The sequence below is a fragment of the uncultured Campylobacter sp. genome (assembly GCF_938018145.1).
Classification (GTDB): domain Bacteria; phylum Campylobacterota; class Campylobacteria; order Campylobacterales; family Campylobacteraceae; genus Campylobacter_A.
Genome location: NZ_CALIII010000038.1, coordinates 1 through 10,582, shown reverse-complemented (window position 1 = coordinate 10,582; position 10,582 = coordinate 1). Strand labels below are relative to the sequence as shown.

Here is a 10,582-nt window from a genome sequence, read left to right as displayed (position 1 = left end):
ACCAGTGCTCTTTTGCTTTGTGCAGTATATCAAGTATGTGCTCGCCGAGGATCCACGCGGGGATTATCGTGATCGCGGCCCAGCACCACGCGCTTATTAGGTTTATAAACGCGTACTTTTTCGCGCTGTATCCGGTTAAGCCTATGGTCATCGGTATGATGACGCGAAAGCCGTACATATAGCGCTGGATAAAGATGATCGGCCAGCCGTATTTTTTCAGCATTATATGCGCGATGGCGAATTTTCGGCGCTGGGTATGAAGCTTTTTGGCGATATATTTTTTGTTATAGCGGCCTAGATAAAAGTAAATTTGATCCCCGACAAAGCCGCCCAGACCTGCTACGAAGATGGCCGGCGCGATATGCATATGCGTTTGATGAGAGAGGATGCCCGCCATTATGAGCGCCATTTCGCCTTCCATTATGCACCAGACGAAAAGTATGATGTAGCCGTACTCGATGAGTAGTTTTATGAAAAATTCTTCCATCTCAGATCTCTAGTATGCTGTAAATTTTGGTTAGAGGGCGTAAATTTTCGCTACCGCCGAGCTCCTTTAAATCTATCAAAAAGCAGGCCTCCACGCAAACGGCGTTTGTTTGATTGATTAGCTCTACGCTTGCTTTTGCGGTTCCGCCCGTAGCGATTAGATCGTCGATTAAAAGCACTTTTGCGCCCGCTTTCTCGCCGAATGCGTCAACGTGAATTTGTACTTCGTCTACGCCGTATTCTAGGCTGTATTTTTGCGAGATCGTGATGTAGGGCAGTTTTTTAGGCTTTCTAATCGGCACGAAAGGTAGCCGCAGTCTAGCCGCCAAAGCCGCTGCGAATATAAATCCGCGCGACTCGATGCCGGCGATGAAATCGATATCGGCACCCTCGTATCTGGCAACTAGATGATCCATTAAAAAATTAAACGCCTCTTTGTTGTTTAGCAGCGTCGTGATGTCGCGAAATACTATGCCCGGCTTTGGAAAATCGTTTATACAGCGGATAGAATTTAATAAAAATTCCTTCCCCGCTTTGTCTAGTTCTTTCATTTTTTGCCTTTAAATTTGATTTATAGTAGCGCTTCGATTTTGCCCTCTAGCTCGCGGATGCGCTGGCGGAGTTTGTCGTTTTCCAGGCGGTACTGCGAGTTTCTGGTGCGAAGGGCGTTGGCATCGTTTTTGACTTTGTTTAGTTCGTCGGTGAGGATGTCGATGTTACCCAGGCCGCGCTGGAGTTGGACTTGCAGCTTGCGGATGACGACTTCGGTATCTTGGAGATTGTTTTTCATAAAATCGCGCGTCGCGCGCTCTTTTTTAAGCAAGGTTTTAAAGTAAAACACCATAACGGTGAGATAGATACAAATGCAGATCAAAACCGTAAGTACGAGCCAATCGGTCATTTCTCGCCTCCTAGCTTTTTCACGCGTCTTTCGTGCCTGCCGCCGGCAAATTCGGTAGCGAAAAAGGCCTTTATCATATCTGCCGCGACCGCGTCGCCGATCGTTCTAGCGCCCATGGCTAGCACGTTTGCGTCGTTGTGCTCGCGCGCTAGTTTTGCCGTGGTGACGTCGTGACAAAGCGCGCAGCGAACGTGCGAATGGCGGTTGGCCGCGATACTGATGCCGATACCCGTGCCGCAGATTAGCACGCCGTATTCGTTCTCGCCGCGTAAATTTTGCGTCATAAGCTCGGCAAAATCTGGATAATCGACGCTATCTTTGCTATGCGTTCCTAGGTCGCATACGCTAAAACCTTCGCTTTTTAAAAGCTCGCAAATTTGCGCCTTAAGATCAAAGCCCGCGTGGTCGCTCGCGATAAAAATTTTGTCTATTTTCATGAAATTTCCATAAGCTAAAAAATGCTTAATTATAGCAAAAAAGCATTAAAGTAAAATTTCGCCGCGAGCCTTTAGGAGCGAAATTTAGGCTAAATTTTAAAATTTGCCGTTTACAAAAACATCCTCATGATTGCCACGGCGTATCGTATCGGCTCGAAAAAATAATCCTTTAGCGGCGAGACCACGATGATAACTAGCGCGATAAAGCCGTATCTTTGCATGCTATTTAGCCAGTTTGCCGCGCCGTGAAGCCCAAAAATGCGTAAAAGATACTCAAGTGCTTTGGAGCCGTCAAGAGGCGGGATGGGGTAGAGGTTAAAGAGAGCTAGGACTAAATTTACGGCTGCGAGCATGAAAACAAACTCCGCTACCAAGCTATCAAAAAACCCCTTAAAACCGATAAATTTAAACGCGCAAAACGCTAACGCAAAAAGAGCAAGGTTGTATGCGATACCCGCAAGCGCGACGATGATAGCGGCCTTATAGCCGCCGTTATAAAGCACCGTGCGCAAATTTATGGGTACTGGTTTAGCCCACCCAAACGTCACTCCCGTGCTAAGATACATGAGTGCCGGCACGACGATAGTACCCAGCGGATCGACGTGTTTTATGGGATTTATACTTAGCTGCCCCAAATTTTTGGCGGTCAAGTCGCCAAATTTAAACGCTGCGTATCCGTGCGCGATCTCGTGCCCGACGACGGAGATAACGAGCACGGCGACTAGGATCGCTACCTGAGCGAAGTCGATGTTGTCAAGGTTCATTCGATCTTGTTTCCGTCGTTTTTAGCTTCGGCCCTGGCGGCATTTAGTAGCTCAGGCGAGTTTTGTATAAAGTCCACGCTCTTGCCGACTCTGTTCCATCTGATTTTGTATTCATCATCCCAGCTAAAATATACAAACCACGGCTTGCCGACGATATTTTTATATGCCACGGGTCCCCAAAAACGGCTGTCGTTTGAATGGTCGCGGTTATCGCCGATCATGAAAAACTCGCCCTCTGGAACTTGAAAATAAAATGCGTTAAACGGATAGTTGCCAACGCTTGGTAGCTCGTTTACGATAACGGGTTGCATGGCAAATTTGCTCGCGTTTAGGTAGTTTACGGCTAGTTCGAATAAATTTACCTTCTCATCGTAGTGGATACCGCCGAATTTATATGGCTCGCGTACGAAAAGCTTACCGCCAAATTTTACTATATCTTTTTCGTCAAAATTTGCCTTTATAAACTCCTCGCCCTCGTGCGGGTGCAAAAATAGCGCCTTTTCGGTGAAAACCACTTCATCGCCGCCGACTGCGAAATTTCGCTTGACGTAGTGGATCTTTTCATCGTGCGGATAGCGAAAAACCACGATATCGCCGCGCTGCGGCTTTGCTCCCTCGATGAGGTGGCCGTTACCGTTAAAATCTGGCAAAACCTTGACCTCGATCCACGGAATGCGCGGAGTCGAGATGCCGTAGCTAAATTTTTTAACGAAAAGATGATCGCCGACTAAAAGCGTGTCCTTCATCGAACCTGACGGTATCACGAAGGCCTGCGCGACAAAGAAAATCACGAGCAAGACGATGATGACAGTGCCCGTCCAGCTGTTTGAAAAATCTAAAAATTTATTAAACGCTTTTTTCAAAATTTATGCCTTTTTCGCGCGGTTTTTGGCTGATTTTATGGTGTTTGACAGTAGCATCGCGATAGTCATCGGGCCTACGCCGCCTGGAACGGGCGTTATAAACGAGCATTTTGGCGCTACTTCGTCAAATTTGACGTCGCCTTTTAGCTTGCCGTCGTCCATGCGGTTTATGCCTACGTCGATTACGACGGCGCCCTCTTTTACCATATCGGCCGTTACGAAATCGGCTCTACCGATAGCGGCCACTAGGATGTCGGCGTCCGCGCAAATTTCTTTTAAATTTCGCGTTTTGCTATGCGTCACGGTTACGGTCGCGTTGGCGTTTAGCAGTAGATTTGCCATCGGTTTGCCCACGATGTTGCTACGTCCGATCACGACGGCGTTTTTGCCCTCTAAATTTATATCGTAGGCTTTAAAAATTTCCATTATGCCTAGCGGCGTGCAAGGCACGAAGCCGTCAAGTCCGCTAGCTAGCTTGCCGACGTTTATCGCGGCAAAGCCGTCCACGTCTTTTGCGGGGCTAATGGTTTCTAAAATTTTATTCGTATCTATATGCTTTGGTAGCGGTAGCTGAACTAGGATGCCGTCGATGCCGTCGTCTAAATTTAGCACGTCTATTAGCGCGATTAGCTCGCTTTGCGTCGTGGATTCGGGCAAGCGGTGCATCACGCTTTTTATCTCGCAGGCTATGCAGGCTTTTTCTTTTGCCGCGACGTAGGTTTGGCTGGCTTTATCCTCGCCGACCAGTATCACGGCAAGCGCCGGCTCTATGCCTTGATTTTTCAAATTTAGCGCTTCGTTTTTTACTCTTTCTTTTACTTGCGCGCTTACGTTTTTGCCGTCTAATATCGTCATTTTCGTCCTTTATTACTTTTTAATCGCAAAGATTGTATGATAGCTAATTTTAGATTAAATTTACGAAAAAGCGAAAGAATTTATGAAAATTTGGCTGATTTTTTGGTTGCTTTGCGGCGCGGCGTTTGCGAGCGATTTTATCACGAAAAACGAATACGCGAAGATGCTCTATCAAAACCCGCGCGGCATCGGCTGCGACAAGTGTCACGGCAAGGGCGGCGAGGGTTCGCTCATATCAAAATATAGACATTTCGATAAAAAAACCAAGCAGGTCATCGACGACGAGCTAAGAGCGCCCAGGATAAACAATCTTGATTTTGAGACGTTTAAAGAGGGCGTGCTAAGCGCTAGAAGCGTGATGCCTAGCTACTTTCTAACCGACGAAGAGATAAATTTGCTTTACGAATACGTTATAAATTTCAACAAGGATAAAAAATGACGAACAAAGAAGCTTTTGGACTGGCTAAAAAATATATCCCGGGCGGCGTAGATTCGCCCGTTCGCGCGTTTGGCAGCGTAGGCGGCGAGCCGTTTGTGGTGGACCGCGGCGAGGGCGCGTATCTAGTAGATATCGAGGGAAACCGCTATCTAGACTTCATCCAGAGCTGGGGACCGCTCATTTTTGGGCACTGCGACCCTGATATCGAGAGTGCGGTGATAGCGACGGCTAAAAAAGGACTAAGCTTTGGCGCTCCGTCAAATTTAGAAACAAAGCTAGCCAAACTAATCTGCGACGAGTTTAAAAACGTAGAAAAGGTGCGTTTTGTTAGCTCGGGTACAGAGGCCACGATGAGCGCAATCCGCGTGGCGCGCGGCTTTAGCGGTAAGGACGGACTGATAAAATTTGAAGGCTGCTATCACGGGCACAGCGACGCGCTTTTGGTAAAAGCAGGCAGCGGCGCGACGACCTACGGCAATGCATCTAGCGGCGGCGTGCCGGCAGATGTGGTGAAAAACACCTATCTAGCGCGCTACAACGATATAGCTAGCGTGCGGGCGATATTTGAGGCAAATAGAGGCAAAATCGGCGCGCTAATCATCGAGCCGATCGCGGGAAATATGGGGCTCGTGCCTGCGGATAACGAGTTTTTGAGCGAGCTTAGACGCCTTTGCGACGAAAACGGCGCGGTGCTGATATTTGACGAGGTTATGAGTGGATTTCGCGCGAGCAGGCATGGATCGTTCGAATTTAACGGCATAGAGGCCGATCTGGTAACATTTGGTAAGGTGATCGGCGGAGGCTGCCCTGCGGCGGCGTTTGGCGGAAAGGCTGCTATCATGGACTGTCTAAGTCCCGAAGGCGCCGTATATCAAGCGGGTACGCTAAGCGGTAATCCCGTAGCTATGGCCGCCGGCATCGCAAGCCTGAGTAAAATTTTCGCCGATCACAATCTTTATGACCGCCTAAACAAGCTAGCCGTACTGTTTGCTCATGGGTTAAAAAGCGTCGCCACGAAGCATGGCATCGCGCTACAAACGACGGTGCGAGGCTCGATGTTTGGCTTTTTCTTTACCGCAAGCGAGGTTAAAAACTACGACGATGCGTTAAAAAGCGACGTCAAGCTTTACGCCAAATTTCACGCCAAAATGCTTGAAAAAGGCGTTTATCTAGCGCCTAGCCAGTTTGAGACGGGCTTTATCTGCGACGCGATGAGCGAAGAGGATATTAAATTTGCGATTAAGGCCGCAGACGAGAGCTTTGCCGAGATAGTCGCGCAAGACGCGAGCGAAAACGAAGAAATGCGCGAGGTAAAAGCAAGGATCGCCGATCTAGAAGAGCGTCTAAAAGAGGCCAGAAAAGAGCGCGAAGCGATACAAGAGCGCATGAAAAACAGCTGGGGATTTGCCTAATGGCGAAGATAAATTTAGGCGACGTCGTAAAAGGCGCCGAGCAGCTAAGTCTGGGCGTTTCTATCGTCGTGGCGCTTGCTATCGGGGCCGGGTTTGGCTACTGGATGATGAAGGAAACCGGCTGGACGTGGACGCTGTTTGCGGGCATCGCAGTCGGTATCGCCGCAGCCGGCCTAAACATCAAAAAGGCCTACGACGCGCAGATAAAAAGCCTAGATGAACTAAAAGATAAAGATAAATTTAAGCCCGCAAATGACGAGGACGATGAGTGAATCTTAAGCTCCTTGCCGTTTACGGCGCGTTTGAGGCTTTGCTATTGCTGGGCTCGGTGGCATTTGGCCGCGCGTGGTTTTACAGCTCGCAGGTCGCGTTTGCGGGCTCGCTTTTGGTGCTGGCCGCGACCTTTAGAGCCTACAAAAAACGTGTAGAAAACGGCGTGCGAGACTATGACGCCTCCGCAGAGGACGACATAGACGAATGGGGCGAAAATCACGAGGAGTTTCCTGATCGCGCTGAAAACGCTAAATTTGACGGGCATGACCCGCACCGCGAAGATGCTAAGCGACAGGACGCGTCAAATTTGGACGGCTCGGTAAAAGCGAACGCGAAACTAAATTTAAACGACGAAAACGAGCTGGTTAAATTTGACGAGCAAAATTTAAAAGAGGCAAGCCAAAGCGGTCGGTCAAATTTAAGCCGGGCAAACGAGTCAAATTTGAACGAATCAAATCAAAGCAGCGAAACTAAGCCCTCAAAAAAGCAAAATTTCGCGCAAAATTTAAAGCAAAATTCGCCCAACTACTTTACCGCATTCGTGCCTTTTCGGCTGATCGCGTATGCGGTTTTGGTCGTCGGATTTTTAGCGCTAAAAAGGCACGACAACCTCGATATCGCCGCGTTTTTGATCGCGCTTGCGGCGATGCCTGCGGGCGCTTTGATATATGGAGTAAAAAGCAATGAGAAATAGCTCGATAATAACGATCAGATCGATGTTTGCACTATTTGTGGGGATGGCGTTTTTGTTTGTGGGAAACGGCCTCATCATCAGCTCTGCGGGCGTCGAGCTAAAAAAAATGGGCGCGGGCGAGCTGGAGACGGGATTTGTTATCGCGGTATTTTTCGTTGGAGCTATGGCGGCTACGATATTTTCACATAAAATCGTCTCAAAAGTCGGCCACATCAGGAGCTTTGGGATCTTTGCGTCGCTTTTTGGTATCGCGGCGATGTTTCACGATCTTAGCCAAAATCTCTATTTTTGGGCCTTTTTGCGCGGATGTTTGGGATTTTGCTACTACTCGATCTTGATGATAATCGAAAGCTGGCTCAACGCGCGCGCTAGAAACGAAGTTCGCTCGCGAGTGTTAGCGTTTTACGAGGTCACGTTTTACGTCTGCTTTGGGCTGGGTATCCTCGTGCTATCGCTAAATTTATCCACTTCGCACGTGCTTTTGCTTAGCGCGGCGTTTATTTTGTTTTCGAGTATTCCTTTAAATTTGATCCGCATCAAAGAGCCGCCGATCCCCGAAAAAAAGAGCGTCTCGATCCCGAGAGTTTTTGCGCTCGTGCCTTTGGCGCTCATCACCAGTATCGTAGCAGGCATCCTAACAAACGGCTTTTTTACGATGGGCAGCGTTTATGTTTTACTCCAAGGATACGGCGCGGTCGAAGTTTCGTTTTTTATGACGATAGCGATGGCGGGCGGCTTTATCGCGCACTCTTTTATCGGCAGCGTCTCGGATAAATTCGGCCGCCGTCCTGCGATAATGGTCTGCTCTGCCGTCTCGCTGTGTGCGGCTATTTGCTTTTTGGCGCTTAAACCATCTATCTACGCGCAGTACGTTTTGTCGTTTTTTTTGGGTTCCGGCGCTTTTTGCCTCTACGCGTTATCGCTTGCTCGTGCCAACGACGTTTTAAAGCACAAAAACCAAGGCATCGAAGTAGGGCGCGCAGTGCTTTTTAGCTACTCTTTCGGTTCGCTTCTTTCGTCCGTGATAATGGGTGCTAGTATGCAAATTTTAGGCTTTGACGGCTTTATGTGGGTTTACGTGGCGTTGCTTGCGTTTCTCATCGCGTTTTGCCTCACGCAAAAGACCGTTCCGCTTGAAAGCAGAAGCGACTTTGAGCACAGCCCCGGCACGATGGCAAATAGCTAATGAAAATCTCAAATTTGACGATATAGCCGTATGGAATCAGTAAGCAACTCAGTAAGCTCGCAAATCGCGACCCAGGCCGCAGTCAGCGGCGCTCTGCCTAAAACGGGCGGTCCTGGCGGCCCAAGCGCCGGACAGACGGGTCAGGCGGGCGAAACTAAAAATCTTTTTAAAAATCAGCCAGCACCCTCGCAAAATTTGGACTCCGAGGCCGCGGATAACGCCGTAAAGGATCTCGATAAGCTCGTAAATAAGCTTTTAAACGAGCTAAAATCAAGCCCGACGCAGGCCAAAGAGCTAGCCGCGCAGGCTAAAAATCTCCAGCTCTCGCCAAATCTCGCAAAAGATATGAAAAGCCTCGTCGCGCTTGCCGAAAACGAGCCCGATCTAAAGGAATTCGCGCTTAAACTAAAGGAGTTTTTAAAGCCCGTTGCCGATCTAAAAAACGCGCCGCTAAACGAGCAGATAAAAAACTCGGGCATCATGCTGGAGGCAAATTTAAAAGACGCGCTAAACGGCAAATTTAATCTACCTAGCGCGATAAATAAGCTGTTTGGCGATATAAAAAATCTCTCAAATCAGCAGCTTTTGGAGCAAATTTCAGCTCTAGCTAAAGATGACAGCCTAAGCACGAACGAAAGCTTTGCGAGGCTTGATCAAATTTTACAAAACGCTAAAACCGCAGCCAAAGATACGCTAGCGGGCTCGCCGTTTAAGCAGCTTTTTGAGATCGCGGATAAATTAGAAAACGCGGCTAAATTTATGGATAAACAGGCAAACGCGATGAGTGGCAGCGGACTAAGCCTAAACGAAAAAACGCTAAACAACGAGCTAAATAAAATCTCGCAGCTACTGGCAAATGCTGGCGAAAAAATGCAAAATTTAAATAGCGAAAAACTAAGTCAAAACAGAGGCTTTGCTTTAAATTTCACCGAGCTAAAAAGCACGCTAAAAGAGCTAACGGACGAGCTTGGCGCGCTTGCGGCCTCGCAGGATAAATTTAACGATTTCGCGCAAAAAATCGTCCGAGACGGCGCAGAGGGAAGCGAGGGCGCGACGCTGCAAGACAAGCTGCAAAATGCGGCTAGAAAGCTAAATTTCGCCCTGCAAATCGCCGATAAAGCGGGCTTTGAAGCAAAAAATAACTTAGATGAGGTCGGCAAGTTAATAAAGCAACAAAACATCGCTCGCGGCGAGCTTGGCGCCGTGACGCCAAAAAGCGCCGAAGAGACGGCAAAGCTGCTGCAAAACGACGTAAAAAGCGCGCTTTTAAACATGCAGTCAAAGTCCCCCGACGCTAGCCCAGTAAAAGACGCCGCCTCAAAGCTGCTCGCTCAAATCGAGATGCATCAGCTAGCCTCCGCGGTCGCTGGCGGCGTGCAGACCTATCTGCCCTACGTCTGGGAGGGCGTAGAGGGCGGAAATATCAGGTTTAAGCAAGGCAAAAAGCAAAAGCACTACGCGCAAATCGATCTAAATTTTCAAAATTTCGGGCAAATCAATATCATGGTGGCGCTTAGCGAAAACAAATACATCGACCTTGCGATCGCGACGCAAAAAGAGGAGTTTAAGGAGCTGATTTTAAGCGGCGCGAAGGAGCTAAAAAGGGCTATCGGCGAGCAGGGCTTGATAGTGTCGAATTTTAGCCTAAAAACCATGCCAAAGCTACGTCTTAGCGGTGTTTACGGCGGTCTGGATAAGCTTGATATGGGCTTTGACAAAAAGGCGTAAATTTGGCGAAAGTACAAAAAACTAAAAAGGCCGTGGCTCTTGGCTACAACCGCCAAAAGGATAACGCGCCTAAGGTGCTAGCTACGGGTTCTGGCGAAGTGGCGAAAAATATCATAAATCTAGCCAAATCTCACGATATCCCGATCAAAGAGGACGCCGATCTGGTCGAGGTTCTAAGCAAGGTCGATCTAAACGAGGAAGTCCCGCCAAATCTCTATAAAGCAGTCGCCGAAATCTTTAACTTTTTGTATCAAATGACGAATAAAAAATAGGGCGCATGTCGTAAAAGCAAGGCGAGATCAGGCTGCTTTCAAGCGAAATTTGAGTGCGAACTAGGAAATCTAAATGAAAAAGACGGTCGGAATAATAGTGATTTTAGCTTTGCCTTTGTTGGTCTTATTTTTAGCTCTAGTTCTTGCTATCAGCAACACGTCAAAAGGCGCAAACTATCCGAAACACGCGCTAGAAAAAGCGGTAACTCATGATAAAAAAGATCCTCATCCAAAAAAGATAAAACCGTCAATCATAAAGTAAAATTTGACGG

General features: G+C 48.1%; 15 protein-coding genes. 8 read left to right on the top strand and 7 right to left on the bottom strand.

The genetic code is table 11. The features are described from left to right. The 7 genes from Q0338_RS00950 to folD all read right to left on the bottom strand — a co-directional run. The coding region (locus tag Q0338_RS00950; protein ID WP_298085125.1) for a DedA family protein at positions 1-487 on the bottom strand (487 nt) is incomplete at its 3' end. Between the two features lies 1 nt (position 488). Beyond that, positions 489-1,037 (bottom strand): adenine phosphoribosyltransferase, encoded by a 549-nt coding sequence (apt, locus tag Q0338_RS00945; protein WP_298085124.1) that lies wholly within the window; start codon positions 1,035-1,037, stop codon positions 489-491. Between the two features lie 20 nt (positions 1,038-1,057). Then, positions 1,058-1,387 carry a protein-export membrane protein gene (locus tag Q0338_RS00940; protein ID WP_002953464.1) on the bottom strand — a complete coding sequence of 110 codons (330 nt, stop codon included), beginning with the start codon at positions 1,385-1,387 and terminating at the stop codon, positions 1,058-1,060. Then, positions 1,384-1,824 carry a ribose 5-phosphate isomerase B gene (gene rpiB / locus Q0338_RS00935; protein WP_298085123.1) on the bottom strand — a complete coding sequence of 147 codons (441 nt, stop codon included), beginning with the start codon at positions 1,822-1,824 and terminating at the stop codon, positions 1,384-1,386. The genes Q0338_RS00940 and rpiB overlap by 4 nt, the downstream gene beginning before the upstream one ends. 110 nt (positions 1,825-1,934) lie before the next feature. Further along, the gene (locus Q0338_RS00930; protein ID WP_298085122.1) at positions 1,935-2,588 is read right to left on the bottom strand and encodes a site-2 protease family protein; all 654 of its coding nucleotides are present in this window, start codon (positions 2,586-2,588) and stop codon (positions 1,935-1,937) included. After that, positions 2,585-3,451 carry a signal peptidase I gene (gene lepB / locus Q0338_RS00925; protein WP_298085121.1) on the bottom strand — a complete coding sequence of 289 codons (867 nt, stop codon included), beginning with the start codon at positions 3,449-3,451 and terminating at the stop codon, positions 2,585-2,587. The genes Q0338_RS00930 and lepB overlap by 4 nt, the downstream gene beginning before the upstream one ends. A gap of 3 nt (positions 3,452-3,454) precedes the next feature. Continuing rightward, positions 3,455-4,306, bottom strand: a complete 852-nt coding sequence (gene folD / locus Q0338_RS00920; RefSeq protein ID WP_298085120.1) for a bifunctional methylenetetrahydrofolate dehydrogenase/methenyltetrahydrofolate cyclohydrolase FolD — start codon at positions 4,304-4,306, stop codon at positions 3,455-3,457. Between the two features lie 82 nt (positions 4,307-4,388). Between folD and Q0338_RS00915 the strand changes: the two genes are divergently transcribed. The 8 genes from Q0338_RS00915 to Q0338_RS00880 all read left to right on the top strand — a co-directional run bounded on the left by Q0338_RS00915 (position 4,389) and on the right by Q0338_RS00880 (position 10,572). Next, complete coding sequence (locus Q0338_RS00915) at positions 4,389-4,745, top strand: cytochrome c (RefSeq protein ID WP_298085119.1); 357 nt, start codon at positions 4,389-4,391, stop codon at positions 4,743-4,745. Next, positions 4,742-6,157, top strand: a complete 1,416-nt coding sequence (hemL, locus tag Q0338_RS00910; protein WP_298085118.1) for a glutamate-1-semialdehyde 2,1-aminomutase — start codon at positions 4,742-4,744, stop codon at positions 6,155-6,157. The genes Q0338_RS00915 and hemL overlap by 4 nt, the downstream gene beginning before the upstream one ends. Next, positions 6,157-6,429 carry an AtpZ/AtpI family protein gene (locus Q0338_RS00905; RefSeq protein WP_298085117.1) on the top strand — a complete coding sequence of 91 codons (273 nt, stop codon included), beginning with the start codon at positions 6,157-6,159 and terminating at the stop codon, positions 6,427-6,429. The genes hemL and Q0338_RS00905 overlap by 1 nt, the downstream gene beginning before the upstream one ends. Further along, positions 6,426-7,124, top strand: a complete 699-nt coding sequence (locus Q0338_RS00900; protein WP_298085116.1) for a potassium transporter TrkA — start codon at positions 6,426-6,428, stop codon at positions 7,122-7,124. The genes Q0338_RS00905 and Q0338_RS00900 overlap by 4 nt, the downstream gene beginning before the upstream one ends. After that, a complete protein-coding gene (locus Q0338_RS00895) occupies positions 7,114-8,310 on the top strand; it encodes an MFS transporter (RefSeq protein WP_298085115.1) in 1,197 nt (398 codons plus the stop codon). Before Q0338_RS00900 ends, Q0338_RS00895 begins: the two co-directional genes overlap by 11 nt. Before the next feature lie 30 nt (positions 8,311-8,340). Further along, positions 8,341-10,038 (top strand): flagellar hook-length control protein FliK, encoded by a 1,698-nt coding sequence (locus tag Q0338_RS00890; RefSeq protein ID WP_298085114.1) that lies wholly within the window; start codon positions 8,341-8,343, stop codon positions 10,036-10,038. Positions 10,039-10,040: 2 nt separating this feature from the next. Next, positions 10,041-10,310 carry a FlhB-like flagellar biosynthesis protein gene (locus tag Q0338_RS00885; RefSeq protein WP_298085113.1) on the top strand — a complete coding sequence of 90 codons (270 nt, stop codon included), beginning with the start codon at positions 10,041-10,043 and terminating at the stop codon, positions 10,308-10,310. A gap of 73 nt (positions 10,311-10,383) precedes the next feature. Beyond that, entirely contained in the window at positions 10,384-10,572 is a 189-nt protein-coding gene (locus Q0338_RS00880) for a hypothetical protein (protein ID WP_298085112.1), read from the top strand. The last annotated feature ends 10 nt before the right edge of the window (positions 10,573-10,582 follow it).

Excerpts from the sequence above, each read along its gene's own strand:
- Q0338_RS00890 (WP_298085114.1), top strand. The coding sequence starts at position 8,341 with ATGGAATCAGTAAGCAACTCAGTAAGCTCGCAAATCGCGACCCAGGCC.
- Q0338_RS00930 (WP_298085122.1), bottom strand. The coding sequence starts at position 2,588 with ATGAACCTTGACAACATCGACTTCGCTCAGGTAGCGATCCTAGTCGCC.
- folD (WP_298085120.1), bottom strand. The coding sequence starts at position 4,306 with ATGACGATATTAGACGGCAAAAACGTAAGCGCGCAAGTAAAAGAAAGA.
- Q0338_RS00895 (WP_298085115.1), top strand. The coding sequence starts at position 7,114 with ATGAGAAATAGCTCGATAATAACGATCAGATCGATGTTTGCACTATTT.
- apt (WP_298085124.1), bottom strand. The coding sequence starts at position 1,037 with ATGAAAGAACTAGACAAAGCGGGGAAGGAATTTTTATTAAATTCTATC.
- Q0338_RS00880 (WP_298085112.1), top strand. The coding sequence starts at position 10,384 with ATGAAAAAGACGGTCGGAATAATAGTGATTTTAGCTTTGCCTTTGTTG.
- Q0338_RS00905 (WP_298085117.1), top strand. The coding sequence starts at position 6,157 with ATGGCGAAGATAAATTTAGGCGACGTCGTAAAAGGCGCCGAGCAGCTA.
- rpiB (WP_298085123.1), bottom strand. The coding sequence starts at position 1,824 with ATGAAAATAGACAAAATTTTTATCGCGAGCGACCACGCGGGCTTTGAT.
- Q0338_RS00940 (WP_002953464.1), bottom strand. The coding sequence starts at position 1,387 with ATGACCGATTGGCTCGTACTTACGGTTTTGATCTGCATTTGTATCTAT.
- hemL (WP_298085118.1), top strand. The coding sequence starts at position 4,742 with ATGACGAACAAAGAAGCTTTTGGACTGGCTAAAAAATATATCCCGGGC.
- Q0338_RS00915 (WP_298085119.1), top strand. The coding sequence starts at position 4,389 with ATGAAAATTTGGCTGATTTTTTGGTTGCTTTGCGGCGCGGCGTTTGCG.